Annotated in this window: 20 protein-coding genes and 1 riboswitch; of the genes, 17 read left to right on the plus strand and 3 right to left on the minus strand. The window is 47.4% G+C overall.

Going from position 1 to position 17445, the window contains the following annotated elements:
* The 13 genes from gspE to cysQ are packed head-to-tail and all read left to right on the plus strand — an operon-like array spanning nucleotide 1 to nucleotide 9611.
* Complete coding sequence (gene gspE, locus CS022_RS14460) at nucleotides 1-1527, plus strand: type II secretion system ATPase GspE (RefSeq protein ID WP_129122882.1); 1527 nt, start codon at nucleotides 1-3, stop codon at nucleotides 1525-1527.
* Nucleotides 1527-2747 (plus strand): type II secretion system inner membrane protein GspF, encoded by a 1221-nt coding sequence (gspF, locus tag CS022_RS14465; RefSeq protein ID WP_129122883.1) that lies wholly within the window; start codon nucleotides 1527-1529, stop codon nucleotides 2745-2747. Before gspE ends, gspF begins: the two co-directional genes overlap by 1 nt.
* Nucleotides 2748-2785: 38 nt before the next feature.
* Nucleotides 2786-3223 (plus strand): type II secretion system major pseudopilin GspG, encoded by a 438-nt coding sequence (gspG, locus tag CS022_RS14470; protein ID WP_129122884.1) that lies wholly within the window; start codon nucleotides 2786-2788, stop codon nucleotides 3221-3223.
* Nucleotides 3224-3226: 3 nt separating this feature from the next.
* Nucleotides 3227-3790 (plus strand): type II secretion system minor pseudopilin GspH, encoded by a 564-nt coding sequence (gene gspH / locus CS022_RS14475; RefSeq protein WP_129122885.1) that lies wholly within the window; start codon nucleotides 3227-3229, stop codon nucleotides 3788-3790.
* Complete coding sequence (gene gspI / locus CS022_RS14480) at nucleotides 3787-4146, plus strand: type II secretion system minor pseudopilin GspI (RefSeq protein WP_129122886.1); 360 nt, start codon at nucleotides 3787-3789, stop codon at nucleotides 4144-4146. The genes gspH and gspI overlap by 4 nt, the downstream gene beginning before the upstream one ends.
* Nucleotides 4130-4789, plus strand: a complete 660-nt coding sequence (gspJ, locus tag CS022_RS14485) for a type II secretion system minor pseudopilin GspJ (RefSeq protein ID WP_129122887.1) — start codon at nucleotides 4130-4132, stop codon at nucleotides 4787-4789. Before gspI ends, gspJ begins: the two co-directional genes overlap by 17 nt.
* On the plus strand, nucleotides 4786-5001 hold the full coding sequence (locus CS022_RS26445) for a hypothetical protein (protein WP_235869516.1): 216 nt from the start codon (nucleotides 4786-4788) through the stop codon (nucleotides 4999-5001). Before gspJ ends, CS022_RS26445 begins: the two co-directional genes overlap by 4 nt.
* Nucleotides 4998-5804 carry a type II secretion system minor pseudopilin GspK gene (gspK, locus tag CS022_RS14490; RefSeq protein WP_235869517.1) on the plus strand — a complete coding sequence of 269 codons (807 nt, stop codon included), beginning with the start codon at nucleotides 4998-5000 and terminating at the stop codon, nucleotides 5802-5804. The genes CS022_RS26445 and gspK overlap by 4 nt, the downstream gene beginning before the upstream one ends.
* A complete protein-coding gene (gene gspL, locus CS022_RS14495; RefSeq protein WP_129122888.1) occupies nucleotides 5767-6990 on the plus strand; it encodes a type II secretion system protein GspL in 1224 nt (407 codons plus the stop codon). The genes gspK and gspL overlap by 38 nt, the downstream gene beginning before the upstream one ends.
* On the plus strand, nucleotides 6987-7472 hold the full coding sequence (locus tag CS022_RS14500) for a type II secretion system protein M (protein WP_129122889.1): 486 nt from the start codon (nucleotides 6987-6989) through the stop codon (nucleotides 7470-7472). Before gspL ends, CS022_RS14500 begins: the two co-directional genes overlap by 4 nt.
* Before the next feature lies 1 nt (nucleotide 7473).
* Entirely contained in the window at nucleotides 7474-8223 is a 750-nt protein-coding gene (locus tag CS022_RS14505; RefSeq protein WP_129122890.1) for a type II secretion system protein N, read from the plus strand.
* Nucleotides 8224-8238: 15 nt separating this feature from the next.
* Nucleotides 8239-8793, plus strand: a complete 555-nt coding sequence (nudE, locus tag CS022_RS14510; RefSeq protein WP_129122891.1) for an ADP compounds hydrolase NudE — start codon at nucleotides 8239-8241, stop codon at nucleotides 8791-8793.
* A 2-nt stretch (nucleotides 8794-8795) separates the two neighbouring features.
* On the plus strand, nucleotides 8796-9611 hold the full coding sequence (gene cysQ, locus CS022_RS14515; protein WP_129122892.1) for a 3'(2'),5'-bisphosphate nucleotidase CysQ: 816 nt from the start codon (nucleotides 8796-8798) through the stop codon (nucleotides 9609-9611).
* Between the two features lie 64 nt (nucleotides 9612-9675).
* Here cysQ and sthA read toward each other — a convergent pair whose 3' ends face one another.
* Nucleotides 9676-11091 (minus strand): Si-specific NAD(P)(+) transhydrogenase, encoded by a 1416-nt coding sequence (sthA, locus tag CS022_RS14520; RefSeq protein ID WP_129122893.1) that lies wholly within the window; start codon nucleotides 11089-11091, stop codon nucleotides 9676-9678.
* 263 nt (nucleotides 11092-11354) lie between these two features.
* Between sthA and fabR the strand changes: the two genes are divergently transcribed.
* Both fabR and CS022_RS14530 read left to right on the plus strand, forming a co-directional pair.
* On the plus strand, nucleotides 11355-11999 hold the full coding sequence (gene fabR, locus CS022_RS14525; protein WP_129122894.1) for an HTH-type transcriptional repressor FabR: 645 nt from the start codon (nucleotides 11355-11357) through the stop codon (nucleotides 11997-11999).
* 3 nt (nucleotides 12000-12002) lie between these two features.
* Entirely contained in the window at nucleotides 12003-12371 is a 369-nt protein-coding gene (locus CS022_RS14530) for a YijD family membrane protein (protein ID WP_129122895.1), read from the plus strand.
* Nucleotides 12372-12426: 55 nt separating this feature from the next.
* Here CS022_RS14530 and trmA read toward each other — a convergent pair whose 3' ends face one another.
* Complete coding sequence (gene trmA, locus CS022_RS14535; protein ID WP_129122896.1) at nucleotides 12427-13533, minus strand: tRNA (uridine(54)-C5)-methyltransferase TrmA; 1107 nt, start codon at nucleotides 13531-13533, stop codon at nucleotides 12427-12429.
* Nucleotides 13534-13683: 150 nt separating this feature from the next.
* Nucleotides 13684-13881: riboswitch (cobalamin riboswitch) on the plus strand.
* 46 nt (nucleotides 13882-13927) lie between these two features.
* On the opposite strand from trmA, the gene CS022_RS14540 reads away from it, so the two are divergent.
* The gene (locus CS022_RS14540; protein ID WP_161569644.1) at nucleotides 13928-15727 is read left to right on the plus strand and encodes a TonB-dependent receptor domain-containing protein; all 1800 of its coding nucleotides are present in this window, start codon (nucleotides 13928-13930) and stop codon (nucleotides 15725-15727) included.
* Between the two features lie 99 nt (nucleotides 15728-15826).
* The gene (gene murI, locus CS022_RS14545; RefSeq protein ID WP_129122898.1) at nucleotides 15827-16654 is read left to right on the plus strand and encodes a glutamate racemase; all 828 of its coding nucleotides are present in this window, start codon (nucleotides 15827-15829) and stop codon (nucleotides 16652-16654) included.
* On the opposite strand, the gene CS022_RS14550 is transcribed toward murI, so the two are convergent.
* Nucleotides 16632-17084 (minus strand): RNA recognition motif domain-containing protein, encoded by a 453-nt coding sequence (locus CS022_RS14550; protein WP_129122899.1) that lies wholly within the window; start codon nucleotides 17082-17084, stop codon nucleotides 16632-16634. The genes murI and CS022_RS14550 overlap by 23 nt on opposite strands.
* Nucleotides 17085-17445: the final 361 nt, after the last annotated feature.

Raw genomic sequence — 17445 nt, forward strand, 5'->3', positions numbered from 1 at the left:
ATGGATACACAACTGGCTGAAATTTCTCCGGAGCAGGTGATTGATAAGCCTGCGCTACCCTACGTAACGCGGCTGCCGTTTAGCTTTGCAAAACGGCATGGCGTTTTGGTGGAACATACTGAGCAAGGCTGGTTACTCTATTACCGAGGTAAACCCCAGCCCGCGGTGTTGGTCGAAGTTAGGCGTTTTTTGGCGCTGCCGTTTTCACCGATTGGTCTTATTGATAGCGAGTTTGAAACCAAGCTTCAGAAACTTTACCAGCGTGATTCGTCAGAAGCGCAGCAACTGATGGAAGATCTGGGTTCAGATGACGACTTTTTCGCTCTCGCAGAAGAGTTGCCGCAAAACGAAGATTTGCTCGACTCTGAAGACGACGCCCCGATCATCAAGCTGATCAATGCGATGCTGGGAGAGGCAATTAAAGAAACGGCCTCAGATATTCATATTGAAACCTTCGAGAAGAAATTGTCGATACGCTTCCGCATCGATGGTGTACTTCGTGAAGTGTTGAGCCCTGCGCGAAAACTGGCACCGCTACTTGTTTCGCGTATCAAAGTAATGGCGAAGTTGGATATCGCGGAGAAGCGTGTTCCGCAAGATGGTCGTATCTCATTGCGCTTGGGTGGACGCGCAGTCGACGTTCGTGTATCCACCATGCCTTCGTCACATGGCGAGAGAGTTGTGCTCCGTCTGCTCGATAAAAACGCGACCCAGCTGGATTTAGAAAGCCTCGGGATGACCAAGTCGATTCACGATGCGTTTGAGTCTATCGTGAAAAGCCCGCACGGCATTATTCTGGTCACCGGCCCTACGGGTTCGGGTAAGTCGACAACGCTTTATGCGGGTTTGCAAAGCTTGAACGGAGAAGAGCGAAACATTCTCACTGTCGAAGATCCCATTGAATTTGATATCGACGGCATTGGCCAGACACAGGTGAACACCAAAGTTGATATGACCTTTGCCCGTGGCCTCCGAGCTATTTTGCGTCAAGACCCGGATGTCGTCATGGTCGGTGAGATTCGTGATTCCGAAACGGCGCAGATCGCGGTAGAAGCGTCATTGACTGGCCACCTCGTGTTATCAACCTTGCACACCAATACCGCTATTGGTGCGGTTACGCGTCTGCGCGACATGGGCATTGAGCCTTTCCTTGTTTCCTCATCACTACTGGGTGTGTTAGCTCAGCGATTGGTACGTACGCTTTGCCAAGACTGTAGAGAACCTTATGAAGCTGATAGCCAGCAGAAGAAATGGTTCGGGATGGACGAGTCCGAAACGCTGACTCTGTACCATGCTGTTGGCTGTAAGCGTTGTAACCAGAAAGGTTACCGCGGGAGAACAGGTATTCATGAATTGCTGATCATTGACTCCGATGTGAGAGAGCTCATCCACAGCGAGGAAGGTGAGTTGGCAATCGAAAAACATATCAGGAAGACAACACCAAGCATCCGGGATGATGGATTGAGTAAGGCACGACGAGGCATTACCACGCTTGAGGAAGTCCTCAATGTGACCAGGGAGGGGTAGTGGCCGCATTTGAATACAAGGCACTGGATGTTCGAGGTAAAACAACCAAGGGCGTTCTGGAAGCTGACAATGCCCGTCAGGCACGACAAATTCTGCGAGAAAAAAGCCTTATCCCTGTCGATATCGCTGCAACTCAGGAAAAAGAACAGCAAAAGAGCAAACAGGCGTTTTCGTTTGCAAGAGGGATCAGCACCACTGAACTGTCTTTAATCACCCGGCAACTAGCGACTCTCGTTCAGGCTGCGATGCCACTGGAAGAGTGCCTGAAAGCCGTAGCGGAGCAAAGCGAAAAGCCGCGTCTGAAAAATATGATGACAGCGGTACGCTCAAAAGTTGTTGAAGGGTACACGCTCTCTGACAGCCTTGCAGATTATCCGCACATCTTCGATCAACTCTTCCGCGCTATGGTGGCTGCTGGTGAGAAGTCTGGTCACTTAGGACCAGTGCTTGAGAGGCTGGCTGATTATGTTGAAAACCGTGAGCAAATACGCAATAAGTTGATTCAGGCGATGGTATACCCCATCGTCCTCATCGTAGTTTCTATTGGTATTGTTGCGTTTCTTCTTGCCTCTGTCGTCCCGGAAATTGTCGGAAATTTTACGCAAACAGGCCAAGAGCTTCCCAAAGTCACGCAAGTCTTGCTTGCAATGAGTGACTTTGTGACGGCGTGGGGGTGGTTAGTATTACTGGTCACGATTGCAGTCTTTATGTTCACTAAGCTGGCTCTTCGCAGCGAGAAACGGCGACTTGGCTGGGATCGGAGCATTTTAGGCCTACCCGTTATTGGTCGTGTTGCCCGAGGGCTCAATACCTCTCGATTTGCCCGTACTTTGGCTATTTGTACTTCTAGTGCTATCCCGCTGCTCGAAGGGATGAAAGTGGCTTCCGATGTGATGACCAATACCTGGGTGAAAAGTCAGGTGCTTGAAGCCTCAGAGCGGGTTAGAGAGGGTGCGAGTCTTCGCATATCACTTGAGAAAACGAAACTTTTTCCGCCAATGATGCTCCATATGATAGCCAGTGGTGAGAGAAGCGGTGAGCTTGAACCTATGCTGACCCGTGCATCTGACAATCAGGATCGTGACTTTGAAGCACAGGTAAACATTGCCCTTGCCATCTTTTCGCCGATGCTGATCGTGCTGATGGCAGGAGTTGTTTTGTTTATTGTGATCGCAACCCTGATGCCAATCATTGCGCTCAATAGCCTTGTTGGTGCTTAATTTCATTTGAATTTATCTATTTTAAAAGGGGCATTTTCATGCAACGTCGTCAACAGGGTTTTACCCTGCTAGAAATCATGATTGTCATCGTTATTTTGGGTGTATTGGCAAGCTTGGTTGTACCCAACCTAATTGGCAGTAAAGATCAGGCCGATAAGCAAAAAGTTATCTCTGATATCAGTTCTTTCGAAAGTAATCTTGATATGTACCGCTTGGATAACAATGTCTATCCATCGACTGATCAGGGCCTTGCTGCACTGGTGTCAAAACCGAGCGGCTCCCCTGAGCCACGAAACTATAAAGAAGATGGCTACATCAAACGTTTGTCGAAAGATCCGTGGGGTAATGACTACCAATACCTGAACCCGGGTGAGCACGGCAAAATTGATATCTTCAGCTTTGGTGCTGACGGCCAGGAAGGTGGCGAAGGTATCAATCAGGATATCGGTAATTGGAATATGCACGGCGATAAGTAATTTATGTTGTCGCGACGCCACGGTGGATTCACCTTACTGGAAATACTTTTGGTACTCGTCGTATTAGGGCTAAGTGCCGCCGTGGTGGTGCCAAATATTTCATCGAACAATAAAGACACGGTGAAAGAGGAGTCTCAGCGCTTTTTTAGGTTGATGCAACTTTGGTCGGAAGAGGCCATGTTGTCCTCTGAAACATTGGGTGTGCGTGTTGAAGACAAAAGCTACCACCTGATGAAACTGAGCTCCGATGACTGGGTGCGTGTTGAAGAGGGGAGGTACAGTAAAGATATTGAACTTCCTGAGGACGTAGAAGTGGAGCTGGAAGTCACTGGATTTACGGATCAGGATGACCGTCTTTTCAGTCGTGAAAGCCTATTTGACGACACCTTGTTCGAAGATGAAGAAGAGAAAGAAAAGCTCGACCCGCCACAAATTATCCTGATGGGTAATGGTGAAATCATCCCGTTCAGAATGACGTTTTACGAGAAAGACGAAGCGTTGTGGCAGGTGGAGGGCAATGAGCTTGCCGTCTTTGACATCAAACCCGCAGGTGAGGAGTCTGAGTGAAAACAAAAGGCTTCACCCTGATTGAGGTATTGGTTGCTATGGCGATTTTTGCACTGGCAGGTGTTGCGGTGCTTAAGTCTGCTACCGAGCAGATTAATTCTCTTGGTTACCTAGAAGAAAAAGCGTTGGCATCCATGGTCGCCGATAATCAGCTCACTCTGATGATGTTGCAAAAGTCGCCTCCCCGAACTGAGAAAAAAGGAAAGACAGAGATGGCGGGGCGAACCTGGTATTGGACAATCAAACCCACAGCGACGGCAGCCAACCAACTCCGCGCGATTGATCTCTTTGTCTCCACCTCTGAGTCCAGAAACAACAGTATTGTTTCAGTGAGAACCTATGTACCAGCGAGATAGCGTCAGTCGTCAACAGTCCGGTTTTACTCTGCTGGAAGTGATTTTGGCACTGGCGATTTTTGCTGCCTTATCGATAACCGCCAATCAGGTACTGAAGAATGTGCTGTTCAGTAACGAGCAAAGTCAGCAAGTGGGTGAGCAGCTCAAACAGCTTCAGCGTGCGCGAGTGATTTTGGACAGTGACTTTCGGCAGATACTTGCCAGACGTTATCGAAATAGCGGTGAGGAGAGTGGTGAGCTGCTCATAGAGATGTCTGACGGCTTGAATGATTCTGAAGAGCAGGGTGTTCGCTTCGTGCGCGGAGGTTGGATTAACCCCCAAAGCTTGTTTCCTCGCGGCGAGGTAGTGAAAGTAGGTTATCGGTTAAAAGACAACAAATTGGAGCGCGTACGTTGGATGTATCCTGATGACAGCCCATCCACTGAGCCTGCTGTTATGATGGTGATGGACGGCGTATCAAAACTGTCATTTGAAGTATTCAACGAGGGCGAATGGACGCCCATCTGGGATACACCCGAAGTCATGCCTCAGGCCCTAAGGCTCAAACTGACACTTGATCGATACGGTGATATTGAGCGGGTTTACCAGTTGCCAGCCCAGAGCTTGGCCTTTGAGAATAATGAACAGGAGCAAGTCCGGTGATGAGGGCGCAGCGTGGTGTCGCGCTTTTGGTTGTGCTGTTTATCGTCGCGTTGATGACGTCTATTGCTGTCAGTATGTCGGGCCGACTGTTTGTTAACTTCAACCGTATCGAGAGCCAACTCCGCTACGAGCAGGCATTTTGGTACAATCAAGGCGTTGAGCTGATGGCTAAAACCTTGCTCAAACAAGTGATCCCTGATGAAGCGCGGTGACTTTGGCCCAAGATTGGGCAGTAAAAGACAGAACATATCCTCTTGAGGGAGCCACGGTAAAAGGCAGCCTGTTCGACAGGCAAGCGTGCTTTAACCTCAATGCATTCGTGGCAGTTAGAGCCACAGAGAATAGCACCACGCCACATCTTGTATCAGCGTTGCAGCAGCTTTTGGTCTCGCAAGAGATTGATAGTTCGGATGCAGAGACAATAGCGGCGTCGACCTGGGAATTTATCGACACCGACACCGAGCAACAGTCGGCGTTGGGTGTGGAAGACAGCGAATACGAATCGCGGACGCCCGGCTATGTGACACCTAATGGCATGCTGGGAGACAGTACCGAGTGGCGTGCTGTTTACGGAGTGACCAAAGATATCATGCGAAAAGTAGGGCATTTTCTTTGTGCCTTACCATCGGACCGAGCTACCTTAAATGTAAACACCTTGACCGAAGAGGATGCTCCCATACTGGCAGCAATGCTTCATCCTCAAATTTCTGTTGATCAGGCGAAAACCCTGATAAGCCAGCGTGATCCCGTGGGAGGTTGGCGAGACATCGAAGCCTTTTGGGCAGAGCCTGTTTTTGCCAATATGGAAGAAGGCAAAAAGCAGGCTCTGCGAGAATTCATAGACGTGCGCAGCAAATTTTTTGAGCTGGATAGCACAGTGACTATCGACAGTGCCAGACTAAGATTTAGAGCACTGTTGAAGCGAGACGATAATAATGGCGAATATACGGTTGTGCGTCGCCGGTTCGGAGGGGTAAGTGAGCGAAATTCTGACGATAAGGCTGAGCAGCGATAACAGCTCGCCGATACCATGGCTGGTATGGTCACCGACGTTGCAAGATGTCATTGCATCTGGCGAAGCGGACAGTCTTGCCCAGATAAAAAGTTACAGTAAAGACAGAGATATTGTCGCACTGGTTGATGGCGCTGCGATATCTTTGGTTGATGTCACTATTCCTAAAGGCAGCGAACGGCAGTTAGAAACGGTTCTGCCTTTTCTGATTGAGGATGATTTGACGCAGGACGTTGATCACCTGCATTTCTCTTTGCTCGAAAAGAAAGGCGACAAAGCCAAGGTGGCTGTTGTTTCTCATCATCAGATGGAGTCTTGGTTGAACCGTCTGAAAGACGTTGGCATGACTGCTCGTCGGATGCTACCCGATTACATGGCTCTCCCGGTGACGGACGATGCCATCAGTGTTGCTAATCTTCAGCAACAATGGCTTGTAAGAGCAGGTGGCTTTAATGGCGCAACACTCGACTGGGACTGGTTACCACTTTGGTTAACAAACCAGCCACTCGATAGCGAAGATGAAGAAGCGACGCTCCCTGATATGGCGAGCTATAGCCCATACCCTGCAGATGACGTCATCGGTAACTGGCGCATCGAATCAGACGAGCTTGTGATGCTGACACTGGCGCAAGAAGCGCATCGGTCTGGGGTAAACCTCTTATCCGGGCCTTACAAACAGCAAAGCCAAGTTCTGAAGTATCTGAAACCTTGGCGCTCAGCAGCCGTTGCTGCTGGATTGCTTGCGGCTGTTTTGGCGGGCGAGCAATTTGCGTCAATCATGCAAATGGAGTCGCAGGCTGCGGCCTATCGGGTTCAACGTGAAGATCGCCTTCGCTCTGTCTTGCCTCAGATCAAACGTATACCCACAGAAAGTTACTTCCGTCGCTTGTTGAATGACGAAGTGAATCGACTGTCGGGGAGCAGCAATAGTTCGGGCAGTGTTCTGCAGTGGCTGGCAGAGCTGACACCGATGTTATCGAAAGTTCGAACCATGCAGCTTGAATCATTGAAGTACGATGGAAAGCGTAAAGAGCTCAGAGTGAACATGCGAGGAAAAGATTTTGGTGACTTCGATAAACTGGGCGGCCTGTTCTCTGAGGTATACCAGTCTAATTCAGCCGGACAATTAAAGCGTGATTCGTCAGGTGGCGTAACAGGTTCCTTTGTACTGAGGAGAAAAGACGGATGAACGGTATCGTCACGTATTGGCAAAACCTTTCACAGCGTGAGCAGCGAATGCTACTCATTGCTTCAGTGTTCTTTTTTATCGGAATTTTGTATTGGGGCATTGTCCAGCCTTTGCAAGAACGTCATGCTCGTGCAGAAAGCCGTTTGAAAGCTGAAAAGAGTCTGCTGACGTTTGCTGAAACCAAAGCCGCAGAAATCGAGAGCCTTCGCAAAATCACTGGCGGTGGCCCAGCAAACCGTAATCAACCCCTTACCCGTGTCGTGACCAGTAGCGTAAAGCAATTTAATCTTGAGCTCATTCGGTTCCAACCAAGTAAAGATGAACTTCAGGTGTGGCTTAAGCCCATGCCATTTAATACCTTGGTGAACTGGATTGACTACCTGTCAGCAAAATACGGTGTCAATGTGACTGCACTTGAGCTGGGAAAAACCAATACTCAGGGACAGGTTGAGGTAAAACGCTTGCAGTTGGGGCAAAAGTGACATGAAGCCAAAGATCTTGCTTTCTTTACTGCTTATTGTGGTATTTATTGTTAGCGTGATAGCACATCTTCCCGCCAGATTGGCAGTGAATTATCTTCCTGCATCGACGGGGATTGTTGTTACAGGTGTCGAGGGTTCGCTTTGGAAGGGCAGTGCCAAAAACGTAACCTGGAAAAACAGGTCATTAGGAACGCTAAGCTGGGATGCTAATCTGCTGCGACTTTTTACAGGTAAAGCGGACGTCTCCATTGCTCTTAGAGGTGGTATAGACGGAATTGATGGAAAAGGGCGAGTGGGGTATAGCTTGAGTGGCCCCTATGCCAGCAATCTTTTCGTCTCGGCGCCTGCAGAAGCGGTGATGAAAAATGCGCCAATTCCTGTGCCTGTCTCCGCGTCAGGGTCATTAAATCTATTGGTGAAAGACTACCAGTTTGCCTCTCCGTGGTGTGCAGAGCTAGACGGCTCTCTAAACTGGGTAAATGGTAATGTAAGCTCCCCAATGGGAGATATCAAAGCGGGTGATGTTGCGGCGCAGTTGTCTTGTGTTGACGGTAGTATCGCAGCCAAAGGTGACAGTAAATCATCAGCACTGACATCAGAGTTTTCTCTTGAGCTTTCGCCAAACCAGCGATACAAGGTGAATGGCTGGTTGGCACCCGGTAGCGAGTTTCCGCCTCAGCTTCGCTCACAGTTGGGTTTTCTGGGCCGTCCAGACAGTAATGGCAGGTATAAGCTCAACTTCAATGGCTAAGGTCGGAATGTTGTTATGGTAAAGAAAAATAAAGGGCCAGAAATTCTTGATTCCCGTGTTGTTGCCAGCTCCCGTTTGTTCAAAATTGAATCGCTGGAATTGCGCTTTAGTAACGGTGTAGAGCGAACCTACGAAAGAATGAAGCCCAGTGGCCGCAATGCGGTCATGGTCGTGCCCGTCACCGAAGAAAATGATCTTCTCTTGGTCCGTGAATATGCCGCCGGAACCGAGAGTTATGAACTAGGCTTTCCTAAGGGGCTGATTGATCCCGGTGAGTCGGTATTGGAAGCGGCAAATCGAGAGTTAAAAGAAGAAATCGGCTTTGGTGCTGAAGTCATGACGCCATTGAAAGAGGTCGTGCTTGCACCATCGTACTTTTCAAGCAAGATGACCCTGCTGCTGGCGAAAGGCTTATATCCTGAGAAGCTTGAAGGCGATGAACCTGAGCCTCTGGAACTTGTTCGCTGGCCTCTCAGTCAGGCTGAAGAATTGCTAACACATTTAGATTTTGGGGAAGCCCGTAGCATCACAGCATTGTTACTGGCATTGAAACAGCTTTCACAGGAGTAGTCATGGAGCTGTCACAGCTAATGCCTTCCGTCGTGGAGATCGCAAGAGAGTCAGGTCAACTGATTCTTAAGATCTATCAGGAAGGTAATTACGAACAAAACATTAAGACCGATGATACCCCCGTCACCAGTGCAGATATCGCTGCGCATAAACTTTTGACTCAGCGTCTAGAAGCACTGACACCCGATATTCCCGTCTTATCAGAAGAAGATGCCGAAGTTCCTCTCGAGAAACGCGGAGAGTGGGAACGTTACTGGCTGGTGGACCCTCTTGATGGCACGCAGGAATTTATTGCCCGCAGTGGCGATTTTGCCACTATTATTGCGTTGGTTGAAAATAATCAGCCAATCATGGGGGTGGTGTATGTGCCGATTTCTGACGTTGTTTACTATGCCTTCAAAGGGCATGGCGCCTGGAAAGAGATGCCCGACGGTACCAAACACCGTCTTTCTGTTCACAAGCATGAAGACGTTATGGGCTCGCTCTCGGTGGCAATCAGTCGCCGTCAGGACATCAACAGGATCACCGAGCGACTCGAACCAAGCCGTCACTATGATTTAGTTCCTCTTGGCTCCGCCGCGCTGAAATCATGCTTGGTGGCTGAAGGTGCTGTCGATTGTTACCTTAGGCTGGGGCCGACCGGAGAGTGGGATACAGCCGCAACGCAATGTATTGTGGAAGAGTCGGGCGGAAGGATACTCGATATGACGATGTCACCTTTGTCCTACAACGAGCGTGACTCTCTCGAAAATCCCAACTTTATTGTCATGGGTGATATGGCTCTGCCATGGAAAGACATTATCCGGTTGGAAAGCTAGTAACTTTGCTGATCATCAAGAAAAAAGGAGCCTTTCGGCTCCTTTTTACGTTCTAGTGTGTCTTTCAGAACAGGCGGTTCAAGCCATTTAGCGCAGCTACCCGATAGGCTTCAGCCATCGTTGGGTAGTTGAAGGTAGTATTGATGAAGTAATCAATAGTATTGCCTGCACCTTTTTGTTCGAAGATAGCCTGTCCGATGTGAATGATTTCTGCCGCACGCTCACCAAAGCAGTGAATGCCGAGGATTTCGCGGGTCTCTCGATGGAACAATATCTTAAGGCTGCCAACATCTGTACCAGCGATTTGCGCGCGGGCAAGATGCTTGAACTGGGCGCGTCCGACTTCATAAGGCACTTTGGCTGCCGTCAGCTCTTGCTCTGTCTTACCCACTGAGCTGATTTCAGGAATCGTATAAATACCCGTCGGGATATGGTCAATCAGCCTTGCTGATGCTTGGCCTTTGTTGATTGCTTGCGCCACAATACGCCCCTGATCATAGGCTGCGCTGGCAAGGCTCGGATAACCAATCACATCACCTACGGCATAGATGTGCTCGACGCCTGTCTGATAACTGTCGTTGACCTTGAGCTGGCCACGTGAATCCACTTCAAGACCCACCAAATCCAGATTCAGCGTATCCGTGTTGCCGGTACGGCCATTGGCATAAAGCAGGCAGTCGGCTTTCATCTTCTTGCCCGATTTCAAGTGCAACACAACGCCGTCTTTCGTGCCTTCGACTCTGTCGTAGGTTTCGTCATTACGGATAAGCACACCGTTATTCCAGAAGTGGTAAGACAGAGAGTCTGACATCTCGTTGTCGAGGAACGAGAGTAGTCTGTCACGGGTATTAATCAGGTCTACTTTCACACCAAGGCCACGGAAAATCGACGCGTATTCGCTACCGATAACACCCGCACCATAGATGATGACATGGCGTGGGTCGTGGGCCAGCGATAAAATAGAGTCACTGTCATAAATACGTGAGTGAGAGAAGTCGATATCAGCAGGTTGATAAGGTCTTGAACCCGTGGCGATAACAAACTTATCTGCCGTATAAGTCTCCGTGGTGCCATCCGCTTGTTTTACTGCGATTTCATGCTCGCCGACAAAACTCGCAGAGCCACGCAAAATGGTGCACTGGTTTCTGTCATAAAAGCCCTGACGCATTCTCGTCTGTTTGCCAATAACTGACTCGGCATGGCTGAGAATGGTGGAAAAAGTACTGTGAATACGGCTGTTATTGTGGGTATAGATAGGGCTTTGGTTGAACTCGATGATACGGCTGACAGTATGGCGGAGTGCTTTTGACGGGATAGTTCCCCAGTGGGTACAGCCACCGCCGACGGCGTTTTCTCTCTCGACAATAGCGACATTCAGGCCCGCTTTACTCAGCCCCATGGCGGCACCCTCTCCTCCCGGACCACTGCCGATGACAATGACATCATAGTGGGAAGATAAACTTGGGGTTGCTTTGCTCATATCCTTCTGGCCTTTTTGTTTTTGTGTTGTTAATGCTTTGAGCCCATAGTGTAACTAATGGGCGAGTTTACATAAAACAATGAACACTGTTCTATCGTAGCTGATCACGGATATCAGATTCAAATAGCAATGATCGTGCGAGTAAACAGTCGCGAATTGGTGATCAGGTGCAGGATTCAGTAGCCGCTTGATTTTAGGAACTGAACAAAAGAAAAAAAATCGGTATAGTCTGCCGAGTTGATTCATAGGGTATAAAGCAGGCGATGGGAATTCGAGCACAACAGAAAGAGAAAACCCGGCGTTCACTGATTAACGCTGCATTTGGACAACTGAGTGCAGACAGCAGTTTCTCCAACTTAAGTTTGCGAGAGGTTGCACGTGAGGCAGGTATCGCGCCGTCTTCTTTCTATCGCCACTTTAAAGACATGGATGAGCTTGGGCTGACCATGGTTGATGAGGGAGGTCTTATCCTTCGCCAATTAATGCGTCAGGCCAGACAACGCATTGCCGCGGAAGGCAGCCTGATAAGGACATCAGTCGAAACTTTCATGGAATTTATCGAAAACAGCCCAAACGTTTTTCGTTTGTTGCTGCGTGAACGCTCTGGTACATCGTCTGCTTTCCGAGCAGCGGTCGCCCGTGAGATACAGCATTTCGTCGCTGAACTAACTGAGTATTTCGAAGCCAGTAACCATCTGACGCATGAAGAAGCCTATAATCAAGCTGAAGCATGTGTCACGTTGGTGTTCAGTTCCGGTGCTGAAGCTCTCGATCTCGATACGCGGGCAAGAGCAGAACTTGCGGAACGGTTGATTATCCAATTAAGGATGATTGCCATGGGTGCTTATGCGTACCGAAAGGAACGTGAAGCTGGAGCACCTAAGGATAAACTAGCATTAGGTAGGTAAAATATGGATTCTAACTCTCACTCTGAACGCAAATTTCTCGTCTTGGCTGCACTTGCAGGCGTTTGCGGGAGTGCGTCATTGGCGACCTTGTTTGTAAGCAGTGTATCTTTCTCTCTCTTTCCGATCATTGCATTTGTGCTGGCGGTTTACTGCTTTTATCAGCAGCACCTCAATCAACCGCTCACTGAAGGGACACCACTGATCGCATTTGCGTGCTTCCTCGTCGGTGCATTCGGCTACACAGCATTTATTAAAGTGCAGGTGCCGGACATGGGTGGAAACTTCTTCTCAATCCTGATCACCATGGCGCTTGGCTTGTGGATTTGTCACAAGACGGGAGTATTCAATGTGTCGGGGAGTGTTGAGAAATAAGTGACGTTGTTGATAAAGAAAAGGAGCCATCGGCTCCTTTTTTATTGCTTTAATCTTACTTACGTTCAAGCAGCACGCCCGCTTCCATATGATGGGTATAGGGGAACTGATCAAACAGCGCAAAGCGGGAAATACGGTGAGTTTCTGACAAAATATCCAAGTTGTCTTTGAGCGTTTCCGGGTTACAGGAAATATACAAAATACGCTCATAGCCCTGCACCATACGGCACGTATCTTCGTCCATCCCCGAACGTGGTGGGTCAACAAAAATGGTATTGCACTGATAGCTCTTCAGATCAATGTTAGCCTGTTGAAGTCGACGAAACTCGCGCTTGCCCTCCATCGCTTCGGTAAAATCTTCCGCTGACATTCGGATTATCTGCACATTCTCAATGTTGTTAGCAGCGATATTGTATTGCGCAGAGACAACAGAAGGTTTAGCCAACTCGGTGGCCAGCACTCGCTCAAAGTTGTCGGACAATGCCAGTGAGAAGTTACCGTTACCGCAGTAAAGCTCCAGCAGATCGCCCGTATTGTCTTGCGTACAATCAACCGCCCATTCCAGCATTTTCTCAGCGACTTTACCGTTAGGTTGCGTGAAGCTGTTTTCTATTTGCTGGTACGTCAGCTTACGGCCATGAACGCATAGCTGCTCAACCACGAAATCACGGTCAATAATGATTTTCTGCTTTCGCGCACGGCCAATGATATTAAGGTTGAAGCCTTCATCGTTGAGGCGTTGTTTCAAAGCATTGGCCTCTTTTTCCCACTGTTCGTCTAACTGACGATGATAGAGAAGAGACACCAGCACTTCGCCGCTGAGCGTCGAGAGAAAATCAACTTGGAAAAGCTTGCGCCTGAGCGTATCGACAGGCTTGAGCAGCTCAAGCAGCAGAGGCATTAGGTCATTAATGATCCGGCTTGCCTGTGGAAACTGGTCAACACGATATTTTTGCTTGGTTTCCTGATCGAACATTATGTAATACAAGTCATCACCCTCGTGCCAGACACGAAACTCCGCTCTCATCCGGTAGTGCTTTTCAGGCGAGGGGAAGACTTCAAGATCAGGCGCATGGTAGTCAGCAAACATGCTTTGCATGCGCTCAACCTTTTCATCCAGCTGCACTTGATACTGTTCGGTATCGAACGGGGTGTTGCTCATATCACGAAACCTACAAATTCAAAAAGAGCGCAAATTGTAAGAGCCTAATTGATATTGTCCAGCACTTCGTCGACTTTTTCATCAACACAATTCTGAGATGTCCGTATCAGTTATTGCGCTATCAACAGGTTAAGCGACACATTTTTCCCGTTTGTATATTAAATGAGTGATATGCCTCGTATAATTCTTGCGAAGTGGTTGGGAATCCGGTGAGAATCCGGAACTGACGCGCAGCGGTGAAGGAAACGAAAGTAACAAGGCCATTGCCAGACACTGCAGCTCGCTGTGGGAAGTCGTTACCGTAGGTTGTCCTAAAGTCCGAATATCAGCCACTGCAAAAATATGGTATCAGGTTCTCCTGACATCGTTGGATACACGCGAATATGGATCTAATATGTCTACAAAACGCTTAGTAGCAGGGATGCTACCTCTAGTGGCGCTTATACACGCCCAAACCACGCTGGCAGCGGATGAAACAGTGATTGTTACTGCCTCTCGCTTTGAGCAGCCAATAAATAATATTATCGCGCCTGTCAGTATTGTGACGAAAGATGAAATCGAAGCGATGCAAGCCAATTCAGTTGTTGAGGTATTGAAACAGCTTCCGGGAGTCCAAATAAGCTCAAATGGTGGCTATGGGCAGCAAGCCACAGTGTATGTCCGTGGTAGTAAAAATGTGCTGGTTTTATTGAATGGCGTAAGAATTGGCAGTGCGACATTGGGTAACGTTAATTTCGGACAGTTACCTCTCACAGGTATCGAGCGCATTGAGTTTATAAGAGGCTCCAGAGCTGCGGTATATGGGGCTGATGCGACCGCAGGTGTTATCAACATTATTACAGAACATCGTGCCTTAACCACTACCGGAACTGCTTCTGTTACTCGTGGTTCCGATAAATACTCCCAATTAGCAGCAAGCTTTGCGTCTCCTGCTGGCGAAAGTAGCTGGTTAAAGATGGCTGCAAACTATGAAAAAAGTGACGGCTTCGACGTTGCGACTTTTGGCAAAAACGACGATGACGGATTTCGGAACAAGGACTTACTCGTTGAGCTCGGCAGCGAGTTAAATGATAACTGGCAGTTGATTACAAATGCTTATTATCACAGAGGTGATGTTGAGTACGATAATCAGTGGGGGCCGGGGGATGAATCGGAGGATACTCTTACCTCTTTATCGGGCAAACTGGAGTATCGAGATAATACAGCAATTTCAACAATCACACTTGCACAAAACTCCGACACCTCAAAAACAAAGGGTAAGGTTGAGGGTAGCTCAATCACAACCAAGAGATCATTCGTTAGCTGGCACTCGAGTCATGAGATTTCTAGAGGTTATTTTATTGGTGGGGGTTTAGAGTACGTAAAAGAAGATGTTGGAGACTCAGAGCTCATTAGTGGGTCAGCAAAGCAGCGATACGAGGTTACCAGCAGAGATAACAAAGCAGGATATATAACACTGAGTCGACAATCGAAATCGACTCAGCTTGAAGCAAGCCTCCGGCATGACGATAATGAACAATATGGGCATAAAACCACCTGGCAGCTTGGTGGAGGCTGGAAGTTAACAGATTTTTCTCGATTGACTGCGAATGTGGGGACAGGGTTCCGAGTACCCACCTTTAATGATCTTTACTGGCCGGGATACTCAAATCCGACATTAAAGCCTGAGAAAACGATAGATACTGAAATAGCGCTCGAGGGTGTCGGGTTATCTGCAAATTGGAGGTTGGCTATTTTTAAAAATGAAATTACCGACCGTATAAGTTGCCAAGGTGGAGGCTGCAGCAATGATCGTGTCGATATCACTGGTATTGAGTTTACGAACCAATTCGATACAGGAAACTTTTATCATGATGTGACCCTTGAATATATCGACCCAGAAGATAGAGATCGAAAACGACAAGCAGCGCGAATCGCAAAGAAAACGGCTAAATGGAATATTTCATACGAATTTGAAAAACTGAGGCTATCAACTAGCTATCTGTATCAAGGTCAACGATATGACTACTCTTCTGGAGAACCATACGAAATGCCGTCATATTCCCTAGTTGATATATCTGCCGTATATGCAGTCTCTGATAGTTTGTCAGTCTCTGGTCGGGTGGCGAACGTGTTCAACAAAAAGTACGAAATTGCCAAAGATTATAAAACGCAGGATCGTAGTTACTTCGCAACATTGTCCTATCAATTTTAATCTAATGCCGCCTTTAAAGGCGGCGTTTCTTAATAGTAATCAAAACCAAAGTTCAGGCTGTTTTTCAAAATGAAAGACAAAGCGTATGATTGCTGCTGAATGAATTTGGGTGAGGTATCTCTTGTGGGTAGTATTTTGGTTTTCGACTCTGGTTTCGGAGGGCTTTCGGTACTTGAAGCTGTTAAGGAGTTACTACCTGAAAAAAGATATATCTATACATTTGATAATGAAGCTTTCCCCTACGGCGAGTTGAGTGATGACACGCTCATTGATAGGGTAAATCGCATCATTCTGGCGCTGTGCGAAACTCACTCAATCTCCATAGTCATTATCGCATGCAACACAGCAAGTACTTTGGTTTTACCGAGCCTTAGAGCCAAATTAGACATCCCTATCGTGGGTGTTGTGCCTGCAATTAAACCCGCAGCGGGCTTAAGTGTTAAAAAGGCAATTGGCCTTCTCGCTACACCTGCAACAGTAAACCGTGAATATACCCTCGCTCTGGTTAACGAATTTGCTAATGATTGTGAAGTCGTATTGGTGGGGTCAACAGATCTTGTCAAAATAGCAGAAGAGAAAATTCAAGGTAAAATCGTAGATAAGGAAAAGCTAGAAAGAATAATGCAGCCCTTTAAAGATAAGGTCGATTGTATTGTATTAGGGTGTACGCATTTTCCGCTTTTGCGTGAAGAAATTAATGAAGTATTAGGGAAGGGATATAAAGTAATCGATTCTGGTGAAGCAATAGCCAATCGAACAATGCAGTTGCTTTCAGAACGAAAGAAAAAAGGCGATATAGAAAATACCGCCAGTTTAAATGAACCTAATATTGCCTACTACAGCGCTAAAAACAGTGATGTCGAAAAATTAAATAAGGAACTAGCACCGTTTGGATTCACTGAAATCAGGCGCGTTCCGTTTTTCTAGGGTCATTGGCTTCTCGTACTTTCAGTGTGCGATCGCCATATTCACTGTTATTAAGAGTTTCAATAGCTGTAGGCGCTTGTTCTGCAGCCATGACAACAAAGCCAAACCCTCTGCGCTTTCCTGTTCTCTTATCTTTCATAAGGCGCACAGCAAATACTTCACCATGTTGAGCAAAAAGCTCCTTCACGTCTGACTCATTAGCGCGGTAAGGCAAGTTACCCACGTAAATCGTTTTACTGTGTACGACGCCAGTACCCGAAGGATAAGTCTCCTGAAGCTTAGTAACCATCAGGGTGAGTAAAATACCTGTGGTTACAGAGCCAAGTGCGAACGAATAGGCAGGAGTCAGAGTAGGATTAGATATATCCAGTAACAATGCACCACCTACGGCTAAAACTGCGGTTATTAATAAAGAAATGGTTGGTCTCATAATCGTATAACTTATATGTGTGGACAGATATTAAAGAAAAAAATCAAACTGATTAAAAATAAAGCAAAAGTAATTTTGATATTACGTAGATTGCTAATCAATTACCAGTAAGTGAATGTGATGATTATCCAATGTTGCAATAACTTGTTATTAAGAGAGTTTAGGGCGAAATTTAAACACTCAAAAATATTTCTTATAAAAACCCTTGCCAATGTGATCCTTATCTCTATAATGCCGCCTCACCGACACGGAGTGCAGTAACCAACTTGGAAAGCACCTCAAATCGGTACGGCGAAAATAGCCTGTAAAATTGATGAAAAATAAGTGCTTGACGCACGGGTTTGAATCAGTAGAATGGCCG

The organism is Veronia nyctiphanis, from assembly GCF_004116385.1.
Classification (GTDB): domain Bacteria; phylum Pseudomonadota; class Gammaproteobacteria; order Enterobacterales; family Vibrionaceae; genus Veronia; species Veronia nyctiphanis.

Excerpts from the sequence above, each read along its gene's own strand:
- gspE (WP_129122882.1), top strand. The coding sequence starts at position 1 with ATGGATACACAACTGGCTGAAATTTCTCCGGAGCAGGTGATTGATAAG.
- gspG (WP_129122884.1), top strand. The coding sequence starts at position 2,786 with ATGCAACGTCGTCAACAGGGTTTTACCCTGCTAGAAATCATGATTGTC.
- gspH (WP_129122885.1), top strand. The coding sequence starts at position 3,227 with ATGTTGTCGCGACGCCACGGTGGATTCACCTTACTGGAAATACTTTTG.
- gspJ (WP_129122887.1), top strand. The coding sequence starts at position 4,130 with ATGTACCAGCGAGATAGCGTCAGTCGTCAACAGTCCGGTTTTACTCTG.
- CS022_RS14500 (WP_129122889.1), top strand. The coding sequence starts at position 6,987 with ATGAACGGTATCGTCACGTATTGGCAAAACCTTTCACAGCGTGAGCAG.
- CS022_RS14505 (WP_129122890.1), top strand. The coding sequence starts at position 7,474 with ATGAAGCCAAAGATCTTGCTTTCTTTACTGCTTATTGTGGTATTTATT.
- nudE (WP_129122891.1), top strand. The coding sequence starts at position 8,239 with ATGGTAAAGAAAAATAAAGGGCCAGAAATTCTTGATTCCCGTGTTGTT.
- cysQ (WP_129122892.1), top strand. The coding sequence starts at position 8,796 with ATGGAGCTGTCACAGCTAATGCCTTCCGTCGTGGAGATCGCAAGAGAG.
- sthA (WP_129122893.1), bottom strand. The coding sequence starts at position 11,091 with ATGAGCAAAGCAACCCCAAGTTTATCTTCCCACTATGATGTCATTGTC.
- fabR (WP_129122894.1), top strand. The coding sequence starts at position 11,355 with ATGGGAATTCGAGCACAACAGAAAGAGAAAACCCGGCGTTCACTGATT.
- CS022_RS14530 (WP_129122895.1), top strand. The coding sequence starts at position 12,003 with ATGGATTCTAACTCTCACTCTGAACGCAAATTTCTCGTCTTGGCTGCA.
- trmA (WP_129122896.1), bottom strand. The coding sequence starts at position 13,533 with ATGAGCAACACCCCGTTCGATACCGAACAGTATCAAGTGCAGCTGGAT.
- CS022_RS14540 (WP_161569644.1), top strand. The coding sequence starts at position 13,928 with ATGTCTACAAAACGCTTAGTAGCAGGGATGCTACCTCTAGTGGCGCTT.
- murI (WP_129122898.1), top strand. The coding sequence starts at position 15,827 with ATGAATTTGGGTGAGGTATCTCTTGTGGGTAGTATTTTGGTTTTCGAC.
- CS022_RS14550 (WP_129122899.1), bottom strand. The coding sequence starts at position 17,084 with ATGAGACCAACCATTTCTTTATTAATAACCGCAGTTTTAGCCGTAGGT.